The organism is Halomonas sp. MMH1-48 (assembly GCF_022348105.1).
GTDB classification, from domain to species: domain Bacteria; phylum Pseudomonadota; class Gammaproteobacteria; order Pseudomonadales; family Halomonadaceae; genus Vreelandella; species Vreelandella piezotolerans.
Genome location: NZ_JAKRFL010000011.1, coordinates 52,399 through 75,711, shown reverse-complemented (window position 1 = coordinate 75,711; position 23,313 = coordinate 52,399). Strand labels below are relative to the sequence as shown.

19 protein-coding genes are annotated in these 23,313 nt (G+C 60.6%); 12 read left to right on the top strand and 7 right to left on the bottom strand.

Annotation, left to right across the window (positions count from 1 at the left end):
• The first annotated feature begins 17 nt into the window (after positions 1 to 17).
• Positions 18 to 1,124: a sn-glycerol-3-phosphate ABC transporter ATP-binding protein UgpC gene (gene ugpC / locus MHM37_RS11380; RefSeq protein ID WP_139528479.1), complete on the top strand. Its 1,107-nt coding sequence runs from the start codon at positions 18 to 20 to the stop codon at positions 1,122 to 1,124.
• A gap of 178 nt (positions 1,125 to 1,302) precedes the next feature.
• Positions 1,303 to 2,352: a LacI family DNA-binding transcriptional regulator gene (locus tag MHM37_RS11375; protein ID WP_231125665.1), complete on the top strand. Its 1,050-nt coding sequence runs from the start codon at positions 1,303 to 1,305 to the stop codon at positions 2,350 to 2,352.
• Between the two features lie 23 nt (positions 2,353 to 2,375).
• On the opposite strand, the gene gap is transcribed toward MHM37_RS11375, so the two are convergent.
• Positions 2,376 to 3,380 carry a type I glyceraldehyde-3-phosphate dehydrogenase gene (gap, locus tag MHM37_RS11370; protein WP_139528478.1) on the bottom strand — a complete coding sequence of 335 codons (1,005 nt, stop codon included), beginning with the start codon at positions 3,378 to 3,380 and terminating at the stop codon, positions 2,376 to 2,378.
• Positions 3,381 to 3,618: 238 nt separating this feature from the next.
• Here gap and pyk point away from each other — a divergent pair, with 238 nt between their 5' ends.
• Positions 3,619 to 5,085 (top strand): pyruvate kinase, encoded by a 1,467-nt coding sequence (pyk, locus tag MHM37_RS11365; protein WP_139528477.1) that lies wholly within the window; start codon positions 3,619 to 3,621, stop codon positions 5,083 to 5,085.
• A gap of 54 nt (positions 5,086 to 5,139) precedes the next feature.
• Positions 5,140 to 5,616, top strand: a complete 477-nt coding sequence (locus MHM37_RS11360; RefSeq protein ID WP_239286044.1) for a methylglyoxal synthase — start codon at positions 5,140 to 5,142, stop codon at positions 5,614 to 5,616.
• A gap of 35 nt (positions 5,617 to 5,651) precedes the next feature.
• Here the strand turns inward: MHM37_RS11360 and cra are convergent, their stop codons facing one another.
• A complete protein-coding gene (cra, locus tag MHM37_RS11355; RefSeq protein WP_239286046.1) occupies positions 5,652 to 6,626 on the bottom strand; it encodes a catabolite repressor/activator in 975 nt (324 codons plus the stop codon).
• 236 nt (positions 6,627 to 6,862) lie between these two features.
• Here cra and ptsP point away from each other — a divergent pair, with 236 nt between their 5' ends.
• The 5 genes from ptsP to MHM37_RS11330 all read left to right on the top strand — a co-directional run bounded on the left by ptsP (position 6,863) and on the right by MHM37_RS11330 (position 14,855).
• On the top strand, positions 6,863 to 9,733 hold the full coding sequence (gene ptsP, locus MHM37_RS11350; RefSeq protein WP_239296715.1) for a phosphoenolpyruvate--protein phosphotransferase: 2,871 nt from the start codon (positions 6,863 to 6,865) through the stop codon (positions 9,731 to 9,733).
• Positions 9,733 to 10,704 (top strand): 1-phosphofructokinase, encoded by a 972-nt coding sequence (gene pfkB / locus MHM37_RS11345; RefSeq protein WP_239296713.1) that lies wholly within the window; start codon positions 9,733 to 9,735, stop codon positions 10,702 to 10,704. Before ptsP ends, pfkB begins: the two co-directional genes overlap by 1 nt.
• Positions 10,701 to 12,437, top strand: a complete 1,737-nt coding sequence (locus tag MHM37_RS11340) for a PTS fructose-like transporter subunit IIB (RefSeq protein ID WP_239296712.1) — start codon at positions 10,701 to 10,703, stop codon at positions 12,435 to 12,437. Before pfkB ends, MHM37_RS11340 begins: the two co-directional genes overlap by 4 nt.
• Positions 12,438 to 12,672: 235 nt before the next feature.
• On the top strand, positions 12,673 to 14,340 hold the full coding sequence (gene pgi, locus MHM37_RS11335; protein WP_044629392.1) for a glucose-6-phosphate isomerase: 1,668 nt from the start codon (positions 12,673 to 12,675) through the stop codon (positions 14,338 to 14,340).
• Between the two features lie 134 nt (positions 14,341 to 14,474).
• A complete protein-coding gene (locus tag MHM37_RS11330) occupies positions 14,475 to 14,855 on the top strand; it encodes a gamma-glutamylcyclotransferase (protein WP_239296711.1) in 381 nt (126 codons plus the stop codon).
• Here MHM37_RS11330 and MHM37_RS11325 read toward each other — a convergent pair.
• A complete protein-coding gene (locus MHM37_RS11325) occupies positions 14,804 to 15,037 on the bottom strand; it encodes an isochorismatase family protein (RefSeq protein ID WP_343218250.1) in 234 nt (77 codons plus the stop codon). The genes MHM37_RS11330 and MHM37_RS11325 overlap by 52 nt on opposite strands.
• 181 nt (positions 15,038 to 15,218) lie before the next feature.
• Between MHM37_RS11325 and MHM37_RS11320 the strand changes: the two genes are divergently transcribed.
• Both MHM37_RS11320 and MHM37_RS11315 read left to right on the top strand, forming a co-directional pair.
• Positions 15,219 to 16,298, top strand: a complete 1,080-nt coding sequence (locus MHM37_RS11320) for a PA0069 family radical SAM protein (protein ID WP_239296710.1) — start codon at positions 15,219 to 15,221, stop codon at positions 16,296 to 16,298.
• A gap of 38 nt (positions 16,299 to 16,336) precedes the next feature.
• Complete coding sequence (locus MHM37_RS11315) at positions 16,337 to 16,630, top strand: winged helix-turn-helix domain-containing protein (protein ID WP_139528467.1); 294 nt, start codon at positions 16,337 to 16,339, stop codon at positions 16,628 to 16,630.
• Here MHM37_RS11315 and MHM37_RS11310 read toward each other — a convergent pair.
• The 4 genes from MHM37_RS11310 to coxB are packed head-to-tail and all read right to left on the bottom strand — an operon-like array spanning position 16,551 to position 22,783.
• Positions 16,551 to 18,857 carry a cation-translocating P-type ATPase gene (locus MHM37_RS11310; protein WP_343218249.1) on the bottom strand — a complete coding sequence of 769 codons (2,307 nt, stop codon included), beginning with the start codon at positions 18,855 to 18,857 and terminating at the stop codon, positions 16,551 to 16,553. The two genes, MHM37_RS11315 and MHM37_RS11310, sit on opposite strands and share 80 nt — an antisense overlap.
• Positions 18,848 to 19,192 carry a hypothetical protein gene (locus tag MHM37_RS11305; RefSeq protein WP_139528466.1) on the bottom strand — a complete coding sequence of 115 codons (345 nt, stop codon included), beginning with the start codon at positions 19,190 to 19,192 and terminating at the stop codon, positions 18,848 to 18,850. The genes MHM37_RS11310 and MHM37_RS11305 overlap by 10 nt, the downstream gene beginning before the upstream one ends.
• 4 nt (positions 19,193 to 19,196) lie before the next feature.
• The gene (ctaD, locus tag MHM37_RS11300; RefSeq protein WP_239296709.1) at positions 19,197 to 21,722 is read right to left on the bottom strand and encodes a cytochrome c oxidase subunit I; all 2,526 of its coding nucleotides are present in this window, start codon (positions 21,720 to 21,722) and stop codon (positions 19,197 to 19,199) included.
• A complete protein-coding gene (gene coxB / locus MHM37_RS11295; RefSeq protein WP_239296708.1) occupies positions 21,719 to 22,783 on the bottom strand; it encodes a cytochrome c oxidase subunit II in 1,065 nt (354 codons plus the stop codon). The genes ctaD and coxB overlap by 4 nt, the downstream gene beginning before the upstream one ends.
• A 68-nt stretch (positions 22,784 to 22,851) precedes the next feature.
• Between coxB and MHM37_RS11290 the strand changes: the two genes are divergently transcribed.
• Positions 22,852 to 23,313 (top strand): DUF2231 domain-containing protein, encoded by a 462-nt coding sequence (locus tag MHM37_RS11290; RefSeq protein WP_139528463.1) that lies wholly within the window; start codon positions 22,852 to 22,854, stop codon positions 23,311 to 23,313.

The window sequence follows — 23,313 nt, the reverse complement described above, 5'->3', positions numbered from 1 at the left end:
GTCGGCAAGGAGTTACCATGGCAAGTGTTACGCTTGAAAAGGTCAACAAGGTATTTGGCCGCGACCACATCATCAAAGACGTCGATCTTTCCATTGGCGACGGCGAGTTCGTCGTGTTCGTGGGTCCCTCCGGCTGCGGTAAATCCACCCTACTGCGCCTGATTGCAGGGCTCGAATCGATCACCGATGGCGACCTGAACATTGGCGGCACCGTGGTGAACGACCTACCCCCCCGCGAGCGCGGCGTCGGCATGGTGTTTCAGTCCTACGCGCTCTACCCGCACATGACCGTCTACGACAACATGGCCTTTGGCCTAAAGCTGGCCAACACTGCTAAAGAGACCGTTCACGAGCGGGTAATGAGCACGGCCAAAATCCTGCAGCTGGAAGAGCTGCTGCACCGCAAACCCAAAGCCCTCTCTGGCGGCCAGCGCCAGCGCGTGGCGATGGGACGTGCCATGGCGCGGGAGCCGCGCATTCTGCTGTTCGACGAGCCGCTCTCCAACCTGGATGCCTCGCTGCGGGTGCAGATGCGTAACGAAATCGCCCGCCTGCACAACCGTCTTGGCTCTACCATGATCTACGTGACCCACGATCAGGTCGAAGCCATGACCCTGGCGGATAAGATCGTAGTGCTCAACCGGGGCCATGTGGAGCAAGTGGGCAGTCCCCACGAGCTGTACCAGCGTCCGGCCACCCAATTCGTCGCGGGCTTCATTGGCTCGCCTACCATGAATTTTATGCCCGCCGAGCTGATCAGCGGCGCCGCCGAAGGCTGCCGCGTCAAAGCAGCGGGCATCGGCGAGGTCTCACTGCCCCAAGCGGGCGACGCTTACTCACAGGGCACCTCGCTCACGCTTGGCGTGCGGCCCGAGCACCTTCGCTTGGAAGCGCCTCAAGGCGATAACTGCTTCGATATCGTCAACGTCGAGTACCTGGGCAACGAGGTCTACGTCTATCTGGAGCCGAAAGCGGGCTCGACGCTGCTCATCCATCGCAGCGAAGCGCCCAGCCAGTGGCAAGAGGGCCAGCAGGTGTCGCTGGTACCGGATACCGAACACGTCCACCTGTTCGATGAGAGCGGCGCCGCGTTGACACTAGCCAAGGCGCGCTCGGCCGCTTAAACACGGATAGAAAGACCCATAACGGCCTTGGCTGGATGAGGCACCTTGCAAAGAGGGTAGTCGTCAGACCGTCAAGGCCGTTATTCTTGTGCGCGACAATTCAATAATTAGCCTGCGCTGTAAAGGCGTCCGGCACGCACTCTCTCCGCCCATACTCTTCACCAGTTTAGGAAGCTCCGTGACCACCCCTCGCCGAATGACCTTAAAGGACCTTGCGCTCGAACTCGGCGTTTCTACTGCGACGATTTCCAACGCCTTCAATCGCCCCGACCAGCTCTCTCCGCTGCTGCGCGATCGCATTCTCAAAGAAGCCAAACGCCTGGGGTATAACGGCCCCGATGCCAAAGCGCGCAGCCTGCGCACCGGCCGCTCCAGCATCGTGGCGGTGATTCTGGCCGAAAGCCTGACTTACAGCTTGAACGATGCCGTCGCCAGTGAGTTTCTTTCCGGTGTAGCGGAAGTCCTGGATGCCCATGGCCATACCCTGCTGCTGCTTCCAGGCCGGGGGCACGCATCACAACCGCCCGGCTCGGCCAACATTGCCGATGGCTTCATCGTCTACGGCCTGATGCCCAACAATAAACTGTTGAACGAACTGCCGTCGCAGCGTCCGCTGGTCTCGGTCGACTTCGATATCGACGGCTGCCCCACGGTGCATATCGATGACCGTGACGCTAGCTACGCCATGGCCATGCATGCCCTTAAACAGCGTCCTACCCGGCCTGCCATCATCAACCTGCGGCTGACCAGAGAGCCCTGTAATGGCCGAGTAACGAAGGCGCATACGTTGCTTCCCGACAGCAGCACGATCAGCCGAGCACGCCTCGCCGGGTTTCACGCCGCGCTCAGTGAACACGGGTTCGATACCGATACCATTCCGCTATGGAACATCGAGGAGAACGTGTTCGATGTGTGCTCGCCGGTGATCACCGAGATCCTCGATCAGCCAGCAGAGCAGCGTCCCGATCTGCTGCTGTGCATGTCGGATCGGATTGCTCTGACCGCGCTGACGCTGGCGGAACAGCGAGGCATCCAGGTGCCGAAGGCGTTACGCATCACGGGGTTCGATGGCATTGCCGAAGGGCAATATCGTGCCCCTCGATTGACGACCGTGCGCCAGGACAGCGCGGGCAAAGGACGTGTCGCGGCCAAAATGATTCTGGGGCGAATACCCAAGACCCAACAGCTGCTCCAGACCGAGCTGCTGTTGGGCGATACCTGTCCTTAGCGGACAGCCCCTAAACGGCGGGATTACTGCGCAGTTTTCTGCATGGCGATGGCGGTATCCAACATGCGGTTGGAGAAGCCCCACTCGTTGTCGTACCACGCCATGATTTTCACCAACCGGCCATTAACGCGGGTGTGATTCGCGTCAAAGGTAGACGAGTGCGCATCGTGGTTGAAATCGATGGAGACCAGCGGCTGGGCGTTAACCGCCAGGACAGGGGAGTTCGCGGCGGCTTTCTCGACGATCTCGTTGATCTCCTCTTTGGTCGTATCACGTCCTGCCGTGAAAGTCAGATCCACCAGAGAGACGTTGATCACCGGTACGCGCACCGCCAAACCGTCGAACTTGCCCGCCAGCTCCGGTAATACCAGACCTACTGCAGCGGCAGCGCCGGTCTTGGTCGGAATCATGGAGTGGGTAGCGCTACGGGCACGGTAGGGGTCGGAGTGGTACACATCCGACAGGTTTTGGTCGTTGGTGTAGGCATGAACCGTGGTCATCAGGCCGTTTTCGATACCAACAGCGTCGTTCAGCGCTTTGGCAACCGGTGCTAGGCAGTTCGTCGTGCACGACGCGTTGGACACCACGGTGTGCTCAGCGGTGAGGATGTCGTCATTCACACCGTAAACGATGGTGGCATCCGCGTCCGGGCTGGGAGCTGAGATCAGCACACGCTTGGCGCCCGCAGCAATATGCTTGGCAGCCGCCTCGCGCTTGGTGAACAGACCAGTACACTCCATGACGAGATCGATATCCATGGACGCCCAGGGTAGGTTGGCCGGATCACGCTCGGAGGAGATCGTAATACGATCACCATCTACGCTGATGCTTTCGGCGTCATGCTCGACACTGAAGGGGAAGTGGCCGTGAACCGTATCATGACGCAGTAGATGGGAATTAAGCGAAGGGTCACCCAGATCATTGATCGCAACGACCTGAACGCGATCACGGTAGCCGTTTTCATACAGTGCACGCAGTACGTTGCGGCCAATCCGTCCAAATCCGTTAATGGCAACTCTTATTGTCATGGTAGCACCTCAATCAAGCAGTGGTCGTAGATGGCGTATCCAGTAAAAAAATTACTAAAAATACGTATTTAATCACCTGTAGGCCGATTAAAACCTGCCATAACCGCCCCTAAAGGCTAATAACTATCCAATATGTAGTAAAATTACTATATAAAGGCTATCGTAGTCCAATACTTAATCAACGATTCACCCGCCCTTTATCGGGCCACGTTCAGCAACGCTGCCCCCAGGAGCCCCTATGACACGCGCAACGTCCTCGACTCCCCTACGCCGTACCAAAATCGTCGCCACGCTTGGCCCAGCCAGCGACCGCCCTGGGGTATTGGAAGCCATGCTAAAAGCAGGCGTTGACGTGGTGCGCCTCAACTTCTCCCATGGGTCTGCCGATGATCATCGCAAACGCCTCAACGCTGTCCGCGAGATCGCCCAGCGCCTGGGCCGCAGTGTCGCCGCCCTCGGCGACTTGCAGGGCCCTAAAATTCGCATTTCGCGCTTTGCCGAAGGCGCCGTTCATCTAGAGGTCGGTCAACCGTTCGTGCTGGACATGGCACTAGATGCCAATGGCGGCAGCAGCGAGCGCGTCGGCTGCGACTACAAAGCGCTCATCGATGACGTCACCCCCGGCGACCGTCTGCTGCTGGACGATGGTCGCGTCGTGCTGGACGTCACGTCTATCGTTGGGCAAGAAGTTCACACCCGAGTTCACGTGGGCGGCAAGCTGTCCAACAATAAAGGCATCAATAAGCAAAGCGGCGGCCTTTCCGCCCCAGCGCTGACCGATAAGGATAAAGAAGACCTGAAAACCGCCATCGAGATTGGCGTGGATTACCTCGCCGTTTCGTTCCCACGCAGCGCCGCCGACATGCAGGAAGCGCGTGCTCTACTGGGTGACGAGGGCAAAGAGATCGGGCTGGTGGCGAAATTGGAGCGTGCCGAGGCCGTCGCCAACGACGACACCTTGGACGCCATCATCGAAGCATCGGAAGCGGTGATGGTCGCTCGCGGCGACCTGGGCGTAGAGATAGGCGATGAGGCGCTGATCGGCACGCAAAAGCGCATTATCAAGCATGCCCGTTCGCTGAATCGCGCGGTGATCACCGCCACCCAAATGATGGAGTCGATGATCGAATCGCCGCTCCCCACCCGTGCGGAAGTCTTCGACGTAGCCAACGCCGTGCTCGACGCCACCGATGCCGTCATGCTCTCGGCGGAAACCGCAGCGGGCGACTATCCGGTGGAAACCATCGAAGCCATGGACCGCGTCTGCCTGGGTGCCGAGCGCGAGCGCATTGCTCAAGCCTCCGGCCACCGCATCCATGAAGGCTTCGAGCGGATCGATGAAACCATTGCGCTCTCCGCCATGTACGCCGCCAACCATCTGACCGGCGTACGCGCCATTGCCTGCATGACCTCCACCGGCTACACGCCGCTGATTGCCTCGCGCATTCGGTCGGGCCTGCCAATCGTAGGCTTGGCCCATAGCCCCATCGCCCAGCGGCGCATGGCGCTCTACCGCGGCGTGGTCTCGCTTCCATTCGATACCACGCACATGGAGGCGACCGAAGTGAACCAGGAAGCCATCAAGCTGCTGAAAGCCCATGGATTGGCACGCCCAGGCGAGCATGTCATTCTTACTCGCGGCGACCACATGAACGCCCATGGCGGCACCAACACCATGAAAGTACTGGCCGTCGACGCCGAATGAATAACCGTCTCGACGGACGATGAATAACAAGCGAATGACCAGGAGAGCCATGCCATGAACGATGCCCGCCCACCCCGCCAAGCGGTGCGCACGCTGCAACCGCGCAAGCGTATTGCGTTGATAGCCCACGATGGCAAAAAAACCGAGATGTTGGAGTGGGCGACGCGCTGGCAGGAGACGCTGAGCCAGCACACGCTGATTGGCACGGGCACTACCGCCGGGCGACTGAAGACCGCCCTGGGGCTAGAGGTAGAAGGCTTGATGAGCGGGCCGCTGGGCGGCGACCAGCAGATCGGCGCGCGTATCGCCGAGCAGCAGCTCGACGTATTGATCTTCTTCTGGGACCCCTTTGCACCGCAGCCTCACGACCCGGATGTGAAAGCGCTGCTGCGTTTGGCGGCGCTGTGGAACGTGCCGGTGGCCTGTAATGCGGCGAGTGCTGACTTTCTACTCTCCTCGCCCTACCTGAGCGAGCGCTACGATATGTCGATTCCCGACGCGAATGCCTGGGCAAAAGCCCGCACGGTATAATAGGCACGCACGGTATAGCCGCGCGCACCTCTTGCTTAGCGAGTACGCAGGTGGCGTGCCACCACCTGCTGACCGCATTGGTAACTTCCGTTCATCGCGCCGAGCGCGCACTGAAGCGTCAGCTCGGCGATGCGGTCGTAATCTTGCAGTGCCGAATTGACCGGCTGGGGTAGAAAATCCAGCAGGCGATGATCGCCGAAGGTGGCTAACCGAAGTGTCCTCGGCATCCCACCTCGAGCCAGCAGCTCATCGAAGACGCCCTCCATGAGTGCGTAAGAGGCGGTGACCAGCGCATCCACCTCGCCCGCCGCAAACGCTTGCTGCGCCAGCGCCACGCCCACATCCCGCTCGTAACGCTCGCCGCTGAAGGTGGTCGCCTCAACCCCCTGGTCTTCCAAGGCGGCAAAGAAACCCGCACGGCGCTCACGGCTCACCGAGAGTTCGGGCATGGCATCCAACCAGGCAATGCGACGCGTTGAGCCCTCCATCACCGAGCGCGTCAGCGCGTAAGCCGCCTCTTGGTCATTGCTCACTACGCTGGCAAAACGCTCGGGTGTCAGGCCACGGTCCATCCCAACGACGCTCCAGCCTTCGTCGGCCAAATCCGTATAAAAAGTGTCGCTCTCTGGCAGACAGCTGGCGGTAATCAGCACCTCACAGCGCTGGGCGCGCAGCGCCAAGGCCAGCGCGCGCTCACTATCCGCGCAGTCATCGGAACTCACCACCAGCAGCTGGTAGCCGCGTTCGCGGGCACCGCGCTCCAGGCGCTTGGCAAGGCGCGCATAGCTGATGTTCTCTAAATCCGGCACGATCAAACCAATCAAACGGCTCGCGCCACGGCGCAGCGCGGCAGCTTGAGGATCGATGTGATAGCGGTGCTGACGCACCACAGCCATCACTTTATCGATGGTGGCCGGGCTAATACGCCGCTGTTCGGCCTGGCCGTTGATTACATAGCTTGCCGTGGTGCGCGAAACCCCGGCAAGCCGGGCAATATCGGCAAGTGTCATGCTGGTTTCTCCCTAGATGAAGACGACAGTTTAGCAGCCGTTTTACCCTCTTCAGACCAAAGTCTTAAAAGACAACCCTTGTGTCGAAAAGTGAATCGATTCAGCATAGCCACTATACACAGGTGACACGATTCATCCAGTTAACCACAACGATCTACGACTAACGTTTTATGCGCGCACTTTCACCGCCAATCGCAGACGTTGCCGTTGCCTGACCGCGTTTACAGGAGACCCCTATGTTGACACTCGGCCCCGATGACATCTTGCTCGACCGCCATGCGGACAACTGGCAAGCTGCGCTCGACAGCGCCGCCAACGCTCTGGCAGAGGCTGGCCTGGTGGCGGCCGAGTACCGCGATGGCCTCCACGCCCGCGAAGCGCAGTCCTCGACGTACTTAGGCAATGCCATTGCGATTCCCCACGGCACCCCGGAAAGCCGCCAACACGTCAAGCGTACCGGCGTGCGGGTGCTGCAGTTCCCTGAGGGGGTTCAGTGGCATGACGGCAACACCGTTCACGTACTGGTCACGATAGCGGCACAAAACGACGAACACCTGGATATTTTGCGCCAGCTAACCCACGTCCTCGACCGCGACGGCGTGGCAAGCGAGTTGGCTCGCGCCAGCTCCGCCGCCGATGTTGCACGCCTGCTCTCTAAGCCGTCACTAGCCCCCCGCCTGGATGCGGATACGCTATGTATCAACTTCCCCGCCCGTGACCCGCATGAGCTGGCCCTGGCGGCGGCTGCGCGGCTGCGTCAAAGCGGCTGCGTGGATAATGGCTTTATCGGTACCGTGGCGAGCGCCCAGCCCCAGTGGCTGGGCAAAGGCCTGTGGCTCTCGAGCAGCGCCCAAGGCGTGAACCAACCCGCGTTAGGCGTCGCCACCCCCGCCGATAGCACGCTCGAACACGGCGGCCACCCGGTGCATGCGCTGTTCTGTCTGGCTGCCAGCGGTGACGCTCACCGGCCGCTGCTCGAACAGTTGATGGCGGTACTGGAAAACGGCGAAAGCGACAGCTTCTTAGGCAAAAGCAGCGCCCAGCTACTGGCGGCACTGGCCGGTGAAACCGCCAGCACCCAAACCCGCCGGGTGCGCGTTCTGAACCCCCACGGTCTGCACGCTCGCCCGGCCAAACAGCTGGTACAGATCGCTCGTGTCCAGTCCATGCCCATCAACGTGCGCCTGGAAGAGGGCAGCGCCACTACCGTCTCCGCCGCCAGTTTGACCAAAGTGATTGGTTTGGGTGCGCGCCGCGGCCAGTGGCTGATTTTCTCCGCCGAGGGCGAACAGGCAAATGCCGCGTTAGACGCCATTGCCGCCGCCGTCGAGAGTGGCTTGGGTGAGAAAGTCACGCCCTTCGATGGCGGTCGCGACTCGGCTCCAGCCGCTAGCACCAGTAAGCCCGCCGTCGAACCACTCGCTGCCGATACGCCCCATTCCGGCGTTGCCGCCTCGCCCGGTTTGGCGATTGCCCCGGTGTTCGTCATTCGTCCGATGCAGTTCGACTATCCTGAGCACGCCAATCAGCCCGACGACGAGATCGCCCGCTTGGAAGCGGCCCTGAAAGAAGGCGCCACCCAGCTTCAGGCGCTGGTACATAAAGCGCCCGGCGGCGAAGTCGCGGACATTCTCTCCATGCATGAAGAGATGCTCGACGACCCCGAACTTCACCAGGCGGCCATCGACGCCATTCGTGAAGGCCGCTCGGCGGAAGCGGGCTGGTGGGAAGCCATCGACACCGCCGCCCACGCTCAAGAGATGCTGGCCGACCGACTGCTGGCCGAACGCGCCGCCGACCTTCGCGATGTCGGCCGCCGCGTGCTGGGCGTTTTGTGCGACGTCAGCCTGCCCGAGCCACCCGACCACCCCTATATCTTGGTCATGGACGATATCGGCCCCTCTGACGTGGCCCGCCTGGATACCTCCCGTGTGCGCGGCCTGCTGACCGTGCGCGGCGGTGCAACCGCCCACAGCGCTATTTTGGCCCGTGCGCTGGGCATTCCTGCTGTGGTCGGTGCCGGTGAAGCGGTGATGGCGCTGCATAACGGCGGCATGATGATTCTGGATGGCGAGCGCGGCCGCGTGACGTCGCAACCTTCCGAGGAGCGCCTGCGCCGCGCCGAACAGCAGCTGCTCGACCAGCAGCAGCGTGAAGCGGACGCCTGGGAGCTGCGCTTCGAGCAAGCGCAAACCCGCGACGGCCACAAGGTGGAAGTGGCTGCCAACCTCGGCAACACCGCCCACGCCGCCGATGCGGTCGAGCGCGGTGCGGAAGGGGTCGGCCTGCTGCGCACCGAGTTCCTGTTCATGGCCTACTCCAGCGCGCCGGATCTCGCCACGCAAATCGCCGAATACCGCGAAGCGACCGATGCCCTCGACGGCCGCCCGCTCGTCGCCCGCACCCTGGACGTGGGCGGCGACAAGCCGCTGCCTTATTGGCCAGTGCCCCAGGAAGACAACCCCTTCCTCGGCCTGCGAGGTATTCGCCTCGCGCTGACCCAGCCGGACGTGCTGGAAACCCAGATTCGCGCGCTGCTGATGGCCGCCGTCGGCAAACCGCTGCGCATCATGCTGCCGATGGTCAAAGACGTGGCCGAATTCCGCGCCGCGAAAGCGATCTATGATCGCCTGCTCATCGAGATCGCCCCCCAGCAGCGCGCCACCGACGTGCAGCTGGGCGTGATGATCGAGGTACCCTCGAGTGCCTTGTTAGCCCCCACGCTGGCCGCCGAAGTCGACTTCTTCTCGGTCGGCACCAACGATTTGACCCAGTACACGCTGGCCATCGACCGCGGCCATCCAGAGCTCTCTGCCCAAGCCGATGGCCTGCACCCGGCGGTGCTGCGGCTGATCCAGATGACCGTCGACGCCGCCCACGCCCACGGCAAATGGGTCGGCGTGTGTGGTGAGCTGGCTTCCGACGCCATGGCCGTACCAGTGCTGGTGGGCCTGGGTGTCGATGAACTCTCGGTCAGCGCGCGTCAAATCCCGTTGGTCAAAGCTCGCCTGCGTGAATTCGACTTGCCAGATGCCCAGGCCAAGGCGCAGCTCGCGCTCGGCAAGGCGACCAGCGACGAGGTACGCGACGCCCTGGAGGCCCGCTAATGGCACGAGTCGCCTGTATTACGCTCAACCCCGCGCTGGATCTCGCTTTCAATCTGGAGGCGCTGACGCTAGGACACGTCAACCGCCCCACCAGCGCGCAGCTAGAAGCGGCCGGTAAAGGCGTGAACGTCGCGCGGGTGTTGGCAAGTTTAGGTCACGAGGTGATCGTGAGCGGTTTTTTGGGCGAAGAGAACGATGCTCCGTTCAGCCTCGCCTTTCCCCGTTACGGCGTCATCGACGCCTTCGTGCGGGTGCCGGGCAGCACGCGCATCAACGCCAAACTTGCCGAGCAGAGCGGCCGCGTGACCGATATCAACGGCCCCGGCATGCCCATCGAAGCTGCCCACCTGGAGGCTTTACGCGCTGAGGTCGACGGACTGTTCGAGAGTAGCGCGCCGCCCGAGGCCGTGGTGGTGGCGGGCAGCCTGCCTCCCGGTATCGATCAACCCACGTTTAGCGAGCTGCTCACCTTTCTAAAAGGTTTCGCAGTGCCGCTGTGGGTCGACACCAGCGGCCCGGCGCTGTTCACGGCGATTGCCGCGCAGCCTGCCGCCGTCAAACCCAACGAAACCGAGCTGGCCGACTGGGCCGGTAGCACGCTCGATACCGACCAGCAGCGCCAAGCTGCCGCCGAACGGCTGCACGCCAGCGGTATCGAACACGCGCTGATTTCAGCAGGTGCCGAAGGCGTTCTATGGGTGAGCCAGCACGGCACTTGGCAATCCACGCCGCCCACTGTCACCGCCACAAACACCGTTTGTGCGGGTGACACCTTTGTGGCCGGCATGCTCCACGGGCTGCTAAGCCAGCACTCACCTGAAGAAACGCTTCGCTTCGCGACGGCGCTGTCTGCCGAAGCGGTACGCCACGTCGGTGTGGGCACTTCCCACGCCTATGATTTTGACTCACTCCAACAACAGACCCGGGTACGGCGTCTTGACGACACCCACACCGAGGGAGCCACGCGATGAACCTCATTCTGATTACCGCCTGCCCCAGCGGCATGGCGACCACTTTCCTGGCCGCTAAGCGCCTAGAGCAAGCCGCCACGCGGCTAGGCTGGAACGTTCATGTGGAGATGCACGGCGAAATTGCGCCGCTGCAAGCCGCCAGCGCTGAACAGATCGCCAACGCCGACTTGATCGTCGTGGCCGCCGACCACGTACCCGCTCCAGAGCGCTTCGAGGGCAAGCGGCTGTTCCAGGCCCCCACTGCCAGTGCCCTGCCCGACCCCAGCGCTTTCTTGAGCCAGGCCAAGCGGGAAGCGCCGATCTACAGTGCCCCGGCAGCCACAGCGGCTGCCCCGACTAGCAGTGCGGGGGGTAAAAACATCGTTGCCGTCACCGCCTGCCCCACCGGGGTTGCGCACACCTTTATGGCCGCCGAAGCGCTCGCCGAAGCGGGCAAGGCCATGGGCCACCAGATCCGCGTCGAAACCCAGGGCTCGGTGGGCGCGCAGAACCAACTCACCGACGACGACATCGCCGCCGCCGACGTCGTCGTACTGGCCTGCGATATCGAAGTCGACCCCTCGCGCTTTGCGGGTAAGCGAATTTACCGAACGTCGACCGGCAACGCGCTCAAAAAGCCGCGCCCGACCCTGGAGGCCGCCCTCACTGACGCCGCCGTGGAAGACGGCACCAGCACTGCTGGCAGCGCCACGGCCAAAAAAAGCATCAAAGAAAAAGGCATTTATAAGCACCTGCTGACTGGCGTGTCATTCATGCTGCCCATGGTGGTCGCGGGCGGCCTGCTCATCGCCCTCTCATTCGTGTTCGGTATCGAGGCCTTCCAGGAGGAAGGCACCCTGGCCGCCGCGCTAATGCAGATTGGTGGCGGCACGGCCTTCGCACTGATGATTCCCGTTCTAGCGGGCTACATCGCCTACTCGATTGCCGACCGCCCCGGCATTGCCCCCGGCATGATTGGCGGCATGTTGGCCGCCGAGATTGGCTCCGGATTTATCGGCGGTATACTGGCCGGTTTCCTGGCGGGCTATGTGGCACTCGCCGTCACGCGCTACGTGAAGCTGCCCTCCAGCGTCGAGTCGCTCAAACCGATTCTGATCATCCCGCTGATTGCCAGCTTGGTCACCGGCCTGACGATGATCTACGTGATTGGCGAGCCGGTGGCTGCCGTGCTGAGCGCGCTCACCAGCTTCCTGGAGTCCATGGGCTCGACCAATGCCGTGCTGCTGGGCATTCTGCTCGGCGCCATGATGTGCTTCGACCTAGGTGGCCCGGTCAACAAAGCGGCTTACACCTTTGGCGTCGGCCTGTTGGCCTCTGAAACCTACGGCCCAATGGCCGCGATCATGGCCGCTGGCATGGTGCCCGCAATTGGTATGGGTATCGCCAGCTTCGTGGCGCGCAACAAGTTCTCTGCCCCCGAGCGCGAAGCGGGTAAAGCCTCGTTCGTGCTGGGCCTGTGCTTTATCAGTGAAGGCGCGATTCCCTTCGCGGCGAAAGACCCGCTGCGCGTGATTCCCGCCTGTATCGCCGGGGGCGCGGTCACGGGTGCGCTCTCCATGCTGGTGGGGGCCAAGCTGATGGCCCCCCATGGCGGTATCTTCGTGCTGCTGATTCCTAACGCCATTACTCCCGCTCTGCTTTACCTGGGCGCCATTGTGGTGGGCTCATTGATCACCGGCCTGGGCTACGCGTTTATCAAACGTGGCGCTGCCCAAGTAGCCGTTGCCAGCTAAAAGCGGCACACTAAGGGCGAGGCAACCTCGCCCTTTTGCTGTTTAGTCAGTCGTTCAAGACGTCCACCACCCCGCTGTTTTATTAACCATTTTTCTTACCATTTATCGCTAACTGTTGTTCTCAAGCGCGCAATATGTAGTATTTTTACATAAATAACAGCGACGCCAGGGGTTGGACACGCCCCGTTAGCGATAACGATGTAAAACAGATGCAAAAACAACAGGACCGCCCGTTATGTTTCAACTCACTCGCAGCGTTACTTGGCAGGCCCTAGAGCGCCTGCGCGATAAAACCGCCAATGACCGCATTCGTGACTACTTTACGAATGATCCGCAGCGCTTTGAAAAAATGAGCCTGCGCGTCGGCGGCCTCTTTCTAGATTACTCCAAGCATCAGGTATCGGATGAAGTGCTGGCCAAACTGATCGAGCTAGCCGACCACTCCGCCCTGGTACAGCGCCGCGCCCAGATGTTCTCTGGCGACATTATCAACGTGACCGAGAACCGTCCGGTACTCCACACCGCCCTACGCCATTTGGGCGATGAGCCGGTGTATGTGGACGGCGAAGACGTGATGCCAGAAATCACCCGCACCCGCGAGCAGATCAAGCTGTTCTCGGAAGCGGTGCGTAGCGGCGAGTGGAAAGGCTATAACGGCCAGCGCATTAAAGACGTGGTCAATATCGGTATTGGCGGCTCGGACCTCGGCCCTAACATGGCGGTGCGTGCGCTGTTGAAATATCGCCACCCGGAGCTGCACTTCCACTTCGTTTCCAACGTGGACGGCACCCATATTCAGAAAGTGCTGTCGCGGCTAGACCCCGCCACCACGCTGTTTATCGTCTCTACGAAAACCTTCTCCACCCAGGAAACCCTGCTCAACGCCAAGACGGCACGACGCTGGTTCCTGGAGAACGCTGGCGAAGACGCGGACGTGGGCGCGCACTTTATTGCCGCTTCCACCAACCGCAAAGCGGCGATGGAGTTCGGCATTCGCGAAGAGAACGTGTTTGAGTTTTGGGCCTGGGTGGGCGGCCGCTACTCCATGTGGTCTTCCATCGGCTTGCCCATTGCGCTCTCGATTGGCTTTGAAGGCTTTATCGAGCTGCTGGAAGGCGCCCATGAGATGGACCGGCACTTTATCGAGGCGCCGTTCGCTCAGAACATGCCGGTACTGATGGCGCTGATCGGCATCTGGTACATCAACTTTATCGGCGCGGAAACCCAGGCCATCGTGCCCTACGACCAAGCGCTGAACCAGTTACCCTCTTTCCTGCAGCAGCTGGACATGGAGTCTAACGGCAAGTCGGTGGATATTTTCGGCCACCCAGTGAACTACAAAACCGGCCCGATTGTATGGGGCCAAACCGGCTCCAACGGCCAGCACGCCTTCTTCCAGCTGCTGCACCAGGGCACGCGCTATGTGCCCATCGATTTTATCGCTTCGCTCAAGCCGGAACCGGGCGTGGAAGACCACCACTTCGCCCTGCTGACCAATATGCTGGCCCAAGCCAACGCCTTTATGGAAGGCAGCCAAGGCGATAGCAAAGAGCTCAGCCAGCTCGACCCCTATAGCTGCCCCGGCAACCGTCCCTCCAGCACCCTGCTGCTCGACGAGCTAACGCCGAAAAACCTGGGCGCGCTGATTGCGCTCTACGAGCACAAGGTGTTTGTGCAGGGCGTAATCTGGAACATCAACTCGTTCGACCAGTGGGGCGTACAGCTAGGCAAGCGCATCGCCGGTGAAATCAGCGAGCGCATCGACGCCAACGCCGCCGACTTCGACGCTTCTACGCAGGGGCTGCTTGAGCTGGTGCGTGCCCACTTTCCCACCAGCGCACGCAAAGCCGATAGCGCCGAGCCAGCAAGCAGTGATAAAAAACCGGTGCGCAAGAAGCGTTAGGATAAAAAGTAAGTAAGCACAGCGCCTTGGCAAACGACCAGGGCGCTTTTAGGCCAACGTTTGTTGAATGGCTCTTAGCGGTCGAAAATCGGCGTGTCGTCTTAGCTTATTGAATAGTGCGAAAAGGTGAACCCATGCAGCATCTTCACCAAGCCATCCAGCGCTGCCCTCGAGTCGCGGTGTACGGCACGTTAAAGCGCGGCCACCGCAATCATCATTGGTTAAACGGCGCGGACATGCTGGGTCAAGACTGCCTAAACGAGATTACGCTCTACGATCTTGGGCCCTACCCAGGCGCCAAGCTCACGCCGTCTGCCGGTGTGATCGTTGAAGTGTACGCCATCGACGCCGAGCGATTAGCGCGGCTCGACGAATTGGAAGATTACCTGCCCCTGGCCCCCACAGAAGGCGTATACGATCGGACGGTACTGGCAACACAGTATGGCGATGCCTGGTGCTATATCTACAACCCAACGGTTGAGGCGACGCGGCTGATCAAGAGCGGAGTGTGGTAGAACGACCTACAAAACGGCGAGCTAGGTGAGCGGAAAAGATGACGCACATGCACGACGAGCTCATCGCGGTGCCGCCAAACGGTCAGCAATCGCTGAATATTGGTTTCTGATTGCGGGTTATTGCGCTCTCCCGCCTCCTCCGTCGCCATGCCCTGCTGCATGTCGATAATGATCAGCGCCACACGCTGATTCTTCGTCGCGTAAATGCTTTCCCTCCTGCAATCATCCAAGTAAGTCGTCCCTCTTTTCCCAAAATACCATTAGCGCTGTCGTGGCTGTACTGCCCGCTTGGTTGCGGTGCTGAGAAAACCTCATATACTGTATGCATGAACATATATTTCAATGCTACGTACGAGGTGGCAGATGACATCATTGGACCTCTCTCGCACTACCGTGCATAAAGGGCGCGGTGCTACCTACGACCCGCATAACCGTTTTGCCCCTACCCACAGCGTGGCGGAGGATGACGGCTGGTGGCAGGAAGAGGCCGCCAACTCGCTGGCAACGGAAGTGCGTGAAGAGCCCAGCAAAAGCGCGCTCTCTTGGAACCAGTCGCCCGACCTGCCCTTCGACCGCTCGCTCAACCCTTACCGTGGCTGTGAGCATGGCTGCGTGTACTGCTACGCCCGCCCTTCCCACGCTTATTGGGATTTATCGCCGGGGCTGGATTTCGAGACCAAGCTGATCGCCCGCAGCGGGTTGGTGGAGCATTTAAAAGAGGAGCTTTGCCACCCTCACTACGTTTGCCGCCCCATTAACCTTTCTGGCAATACCGACTGCTACCAGCCGCTGGAAGCCACTTACCAAACCACCCGCCGCCTGCTGAAGTTTCTGCTGGCGTGCCGACACCCGGTCACGCTAGTGACGAAAAGCACGCTGATTTTGCGGGATATCGATCTACTGGCAGAAATGGCGGAGCATCGCTTGGTGCGGGTGTTCGTGAGTTTGACCAGCCTGGACGCCAACCTCAAGCGCACGCTGGAACCCCGTGCGGCATCGCCCCAGGCGCGTCTGAAAGTGATTCGTGAGCTGAATACAGCGGGAATTCCGGTGGGCACGCTGGTATCCCCCATCATTCCTGGCCTGACCGACCATGAGATCGAACGCATTCTGGAAGCCGCGAGCCGTGCAGGAGCGCGCACCGCCACTTGGATGCTGCTGAGGCTACCCCACGAGGTCGCGCCGCTATTCGAGGCGTGGCTAGAGGCCCACTACCCCGAGCGCGCCGCCAAGGTAATGAGTTTGATGCGCCAGTGTCGGGGCGGTAAAACCTACGAGGCGGCCTTTGGGAAGCGCTTTCGCGGCGAAGGGGTCTTCGCCGATTTGATTGCCCAGCGGTTTCAGCGTGCTAGCCGCCAGTGGAACATGCAGGCCCGCACCGATCAGGGGTTGAATACCCGGGATTTTCGTCCGCCTCGGGCGCAGGGGGATTTATTTGATTAGACTGCTGGAATACCCATCACTAAGAAGACGTTATTTCCATGTCGCTTAGCAAAACGAAATCCAGTTTTTACCGCCGCCTTTACGTGGCTCATTTGATCGAGCAAGGCGTGGCCAGCGTGCCCGCCCTGATGGAAGCCACCGGCATGCCCAGACGCACCGCACAGGACACCATTACATCGCTAGGGGAACTGGATATCGAGTGCGTGTTCGAAAAAAGCGACGGCGAACGCCACAACATTGGCCACTACACCATTAAACAGTGGGGAGCGATTGACCCGCAGTGGGTGACGTCGAATGCGGAGCGTTTGGGTCAGGCGCTGGGATATCGCTAGTCTTGCTAGGCTCTGACCATGCAAGTCGCGCTGCATTTAACGTCACGCTGAACGAGCTTGCCGCCATCGCCAGCACGGCGGCTAAGGGCGGAACCGCCATGATGATCACCAGCCCCAGCGCCAGCGTGTTATAGAGTGCCGAAAATACTAGGTTCTGCATCATGACTCGGCGTGTGCGCTTAGCCAACGAGAGTAAACACACTACACCACTCACTCCTGGCCGAAGCAGCTGCGCGGCGGCACCTTCACGGGCGGCGTCGCTGGCTTGCATGGGGACGACGCCTACCCCGGCTTCGGCAAGGCTCAAGGTATCGTTCACCCCGTCGCCCACATAGAGCGTGGGCGATGGCAGCGCTTTGAGCAGTGCCGCTTTGGCTTCCGGCGAACGCTGGGCGTAGCACGCATTGTTTGCTAACCCTACCTGCTGGCCAAGCCAGCCCACCGGGCCCTGGCGGTCGCCGCTGATCAGCGCCACGATGTACCCTGAGCGCTTTAATTCGGCAAGGCTCGCTGTCGCATCGCTCACCGGCTGGTCGGCACAGTAGAGCGTGGCGAGCCAACCATGGCTATCCGCCACGACTACCTGCGATGCAAAGGCGTTGTCAGGTTGATGAGCGCTATCTGGCAAGGGCGCGCCAAGCTGCTGCTCTATCCATACGGCGCTACCTAACCACCACTGCTCTTCATTTTGAAACGTGACTTGCTGGCCTTTGCCGGGATGCTCCTCAATATGCAGAACGTTATGAAGCACGTTGGACGGCGCCGCTGTTTCAACCGTGCTGGCCCAATCCCGCAAACCGCTGGCTAACGGGTGCTCGCTTTGACTGACGGCGCTGCTTAGCATCGCCCGAAACTGCGTGAGGTCTTCGCTTTGGCGCAGCGCGGCATTCACTACCTGATGCTGCCCACGGGTGAGCGTGCCGGTTTTATCGAAGGCAATGCCGCGTACGTTGGCCAGCGTTTCAAAAGCAGAAGGGTCGCGCAGAGCAATGCCCTGTTGTAACGCCTGGCTGCTACCGGCGAGGCTTGCCAGCGGGACCGCCAATCCCACCGCGCAGGGACACGCCACTACTAAAACAGACAGCGCACGCACGGCTGCGTCTTCCAAACCAAGGCCCATCAGCAGCCCGAGCGGAAGTGTCAGCACCGCCAGCAGCAGCGCTACGGGGCTTAGCCATGAGGCAAAGCGGTCGGCCAGCTTGTGCAATTCGCCCTTTTTTGCCTGGGCGCGGCGCATTTGCTCGCACAGTTTATCCATCCGCCGCTGGCCGACGGTAGCAGTCACAATCACCTTCAAAGGCGCAGCGTTTAGCCTCGCCGCATAGCGGCAGCCCGCATAGACGCGCTGCCCGGCATGCAGATAACGGGGCACGCTTTCCCCGGTTAGCGTGGCGGTATCCAGCCAGCCGGGCGTGTCCAGCAGGCCATCCAAGGGCACCTGCTCACCAGGGGGCACTTCAATCACGGCTCCTATAGCGACTTCCCCAACGGGCTGGGTGTCACGCTGCCCGCCTTGGCAAACTACGACATCAGCCTCCGGCAGCCTTAGTGCATCAAAGGCTTTGAGCCCCCGCTGCCTGCACAGGGTTTCGACCAGTCGGCCCACCAGAAGTAGCACGATGAGCATCACTGCGGTATCGAAATAGACCTCGGAAGAGCCGCGTAGGAGCAGCCCTACCGAGACCACCATGGCACCAAGCACCCCCAGGCTTACCAATACATCCATGCCGGGGCGCTGGGCCAATAGCGTGCGCCACCCCGCTCGATAAAACGGCAGACCGGAATAGAGCACTACTGGCAGCGAGAAGGCACCGGCCACCCACGCGACGACCAGCTCTATGGCGGCATTAGGCAGCGCGCCCGCATAAATCAATAGCGACGCTAGCATGGTCCACATGCCCAATACCGCGCCCACGATAAGTCGCAACGATAAATAGCGGCTCTCTTTGGCAAGGCGCTGTTGAGCATCGTGCACAGGCTCCAACTCGCTTAGCCGATAGCCTAGCCGCGTCACCACGGGAGCTAACGCCGCCAACTGCGTTGCAGCGGGAGTGCCGTTTACCCATACCGTTGCGGTCGGATAATGAACGCTGGCCTGCACGACGCCTGGAAGGCGAGCTAATGCGCCCTCCACCGCCAGCGCACAGCTGGTGCACCACATACCGTGAAGCGTATAGAGCGGCGCCTCTTGCTTGGTAGAAACGTGTTCGGCCTCGGTTACAGGCAAGGCGGCACACCTATGATCGGCAGCCCCGCAAACGCCACCCCAAAGGCCGAGAACAGGTAGAGCCAACCGGATACCACCGCGTGGAAGCGCTGTCGCCCCTGGTGCTGTTTGGCCGTGCGACAGCTCCCCCAGCCCAAGAGCACAAGCCCGGCGGCACAGATTAGGGTAAAACCGCCCAAACCTACGTTGAGGAGCGTTAGCGCTCCCGCCTCGGGCGGAGGGGGGGTGACCGCGCACGCCACGGAAAGGCCGCTATACACGGCCACGAACCAAACGCTCCAAAGCGTTAGCCCCACCGCCAAATGGATAGGATGAGTAAAGTTGAGTCGTTCCATCGCCCTACCCTCCTAACACGCGGGGCAGCACCGCTAGCGCCGCTATTAATAGACCAAAGGTGACCACGTTATAGCGCCACAACAGTGTTACGACGCCAGGCTCAAAAGGCGCATGAGCGCCTACATAGCCATAGCCCACTCGCAGCCCTTGTAGCACGGTCAAGATGACGGCTAAACCGCCGTGGAACAGCGCATAGACAAGGCCGACCAGCATCACTGCGTCATGGGAGGTTTGCGTAGGAGCAAGCTCGGCTTGCCAAAGCGCCCAGCCCGTTAGTCCCACCTGAAGTCCGCCTAACGCAGCGGCTAGATAGAAGCCTGCGCCTAGACCAGCATCACGCTGCTGGCGCAGCCCACGCACGAGTTTTTCCATCACTGCGCTGCCGACTAAAACCGCCACGCCAGCCACCCCCATCAATAGAAGTGAGAGCGGCGGCGTCTCAGGCATGCGCCACTCGGGCGAAACGGTCCAGAGATAAAACCAACCAAACAGATAAGAGAGAAAGAACGAGCCATTGGCAATCAGGAAAATCCCCATCGCCCAGAGGCCGGGGCCATCCATGGTGCGCGAGTGAAGCGGTGGGTCGCCGGGTTTGACGCCTGCATCCGGTGCCGCCTTGGGGTGGGCACCATTCTCCCAAGACCAGCGCAGCAAAAAGATACCGGCAATGATCACGAATACACCTGCCAGTAGGTACACACGGGTGAGAAGACTAAGGCATACCACCGCCAGGGCCGACGCGGCAAACAGCGGCCACCAGGAGTTGCCAGGCAGATGAATGATTTCCCGCACGCTGCCGGAAATCGGATCGGTGCCCCACATCTCCCGCCTGCCGTGTGAAGCAACCGCCAGCGAGTGCTTACCTTCGGCCATGGTATGCGGTAGGTTGGGGTCCTCCCACAGCGGGTGTCGGGTTTCCACGCGGGGTAGACTGACGAAATTATAAGCGCTGGGCGGCATGGTATTCGCCCACTCCAGCGTGTCGGCATTCCAGGGATTATGCTGAGCGGGCTTACCAAACCGGAAGTGTAGCGCGATATCCAGAAGCACCATGGCAATCCCCGCTGAAAGCACGAAACTACTAACCGACGAGAGCAAATTGAAAATTTCCCACCCAGTCCCCGCTTCATAGGTGTAAATCCGTCGGGGCATACCGAGCAGCCCGGTCCAGTGCATGATCAAAAACGTGCCATTAAAGCCTAGGAAGGTCAGCCAGAAGCCCCAACGCCCCAGGTTCTCGGAAGGCATTCGCCCGGAGAAGAGCGGCAACCAGTAGTACAGCCCAGCAATCAGCGGGAAGAACATGCCGCCTACCAGCACGTAGTGCATATGGGCCACCACGAAGTGAGTGTCGTGCACCTGCCAATTGAACGGCACCAGCGCCAGCATGACACCGGTAAGCCCACCACACACGAAGATGACCAAAAAGCCCATCACCCATAGCATGGGCAGCTTCATTTTGGGTTTGCCGAGCCAGAGCGTAGCCAACCAGACAAAGACTTGAATCGCCGTGGGCACGGCCACTAGCATGCTGGCCGCCGAGAAAAACGCCTGGGCCAGTTGAGGTATGCCGATGGTGAACATGTGGTGAACCCACAGCCCAAAACTGATAAAGCCCATGATGGTAATTGCCGCCACTACCCAGCCGTACCCCACGATGGGCCGCCCGGCAAACACGGGAATCAGCGTCGAAATGATCCCGGCAGCAGGCAGAAAGATGATGTACACCTCTGGGTGGCCAAACAGCCAGAAAAGATGCTGCCATAACACTGGATCGCCGCCGCCCGCAATTTGGAAGAACGGCATGCCGACCGCGCGCTCGAGTTCTAACAACACGCTGCCCAAGATCAGCGGTGGGAAGCCCACCACGATCATTAGCGCCATGGCGAGGATGTACCACGCAAACAGCGGCATCTTATGCAGTGCCATGCCCTGGGTGCGGGTGCGTAAGATAGAGACGACCAGTTCCACCCCCGCCGAGAGCGCCGAGATCTCCACGAAGGTAATGCCTAGCAGCCAGAAGTCAGACCCAAGATCCGGTGCAAACTCCTTACTGCTCAGCGGCGTGTACATGAACCAGCCGCTGGACGGTGCCATCTCGATGATCAAACTCGACGTCAGAATGATCCCGCCAAACAGATAGCAGAAGTAACCCAGCGAAGTAAGGCGTGGGCATACGAGATCCCGGGCACCGATCATTTTCGGAATCAGATAAATCGCCAGCCCCTCCAGCATGGGGATCGCAAACAGGAACATCATCACCGTGCCATGCATGGTGGTCACCTGGTTGTAGATCTCCGGTGACATGAAGTTTTGGTCAGGCATCGCCAGCTGGGTGCGCACTAGCATGGCGAGAATGCCGCCAATCAGGAAAAATACCATTCCTGTGATCATAAAACGCAGGCCAAGCGTCGTATGGTTCACGATGGTGAGCGACTTCAAACCCTTTGGGTTGCCCCAAATATCGTGCAGGTCTTCGTGTAACTGCTGCGGGTCCTGCTCTATTGCTTCTTGATTCACGCTTTTCATGGGGTCAAGGTCTCCAGCCAAGCACCCAGGGCATCCAAGGTGTCCGTGTCGATGTCGTTATGGGTAGGCATTTTGTTACCTGGCTTCAACGCTTGGTGGCGTTGCAGCCACTGGCTCACCGCGCCCTCTTCCATAGCCATTGCGCCCGCGCCGAGCGTTGTTCGGCTTCCCACATCCGAGAGGTTTGGCCCGACACCGCCTTCACTAACGCCCGCCACGCGATGGCAACTCGCGCAGTGGGTCATAAAGGCGTCTCTAGCATCGTCATGAGTTGAATCTCGCGTTGCCAATTCACTTAGCGTGGCTTCCTGCCGAGCCGCCAGCCAGGCCTCGAAGTCGTCACGGGGTACGGCTTCGACGTATAAATGCATATGCGCATGGCCTACTCCACAGAGCTCGGCACACTGGGCACCAAACACGGCGGGCTCATCGGCTTCCAGGCGAATTTTATTCACTCTTCCCGGCAGCATGTCGATTTTGCCGCCCAGGCGCGGCACCCAAAATGCATGTATCACATCCGCGCCGCTTACATGAAAATCCACAGGCTCTCCGGCGGGCATGACGAGCTGGTTAGCAGTGACTACCTCGCCCCCTTCGGCACCGGGATAGCGCACCTCCCACCACCACTGATGGCCAATGACTTCGATCACTTCAGGCGGTTCATCGAGCGGCAGCGGCAGCATGCGCTGCCCAGCGGGCACGCCAAACGTCAGCAGCGCCGTAATGCTGGCAATGGGCAAGACGAGGCCACCCCCAATGATCCAACGCCGCGCGATACGGCGCTCTTGGGCGGGTGTGCGCTCGACGTTATGCGGTTTGAAAGCATATAGCCAAACCACGGTGACCCCGACCAATACAACGGTGGCAAACACCAGCATCACCCACCAAATTAACCGAACGTCTCTTGCGGCAGGCCCTGCAGGGTCTAAGATAGAGCTGTCGCCGCTGCAACCCGCAACGCCGAACAGCAAGCCAAGCCCGAGCCAACAGGCCGCTTGACGGGTTCGCGGCGCGGCGCGATACGACATGCTGGTGGACGTGGCGCTATTGCGTTCCCTCATGAGCGTTTTCCCTGACATGCAGTTGATCTATCAAACTGTTTTGATTTGTCTAACCACAGGAAGTGATCATGACACAGACGCCCCAACGCTCGATCAAAAGCCGCGCATCGCTGGCGGGCCATCCGCTTCATCCAGTGATGATTCACTTCCCAGTGGCGGCGCTGATGGCGTTGGTTGCCTGCGACTTGGCCTACTGGTACACCCAGGATACGTTCTGGCTGCGCGGCGGGCTTTGGCTGGCGGGCGTTGGCGCGTTTGGCGGCTGGGTTGCCTCGGTCGCGGGCATCATCGACTTGGTCACCGTCGCTCGCATCCGCCGACTGATTACCGGTTGGAGTCATGCCATCGTGGCCGTGGTGATGCTCTCTTTGGCATCCCTGAACTGGCTGCTGCGCTTCAACGAACCCAGCGCGGTGCTGCCCTGGGGCTTGGCGATATCGCTGGTCACGGCAAGCCTGATTGCACTGGCCGGATGGCTGGGCGGCCAACTGGTGTATGAACACGCGGTAGGCGTGGAAGTAGAATCGTAG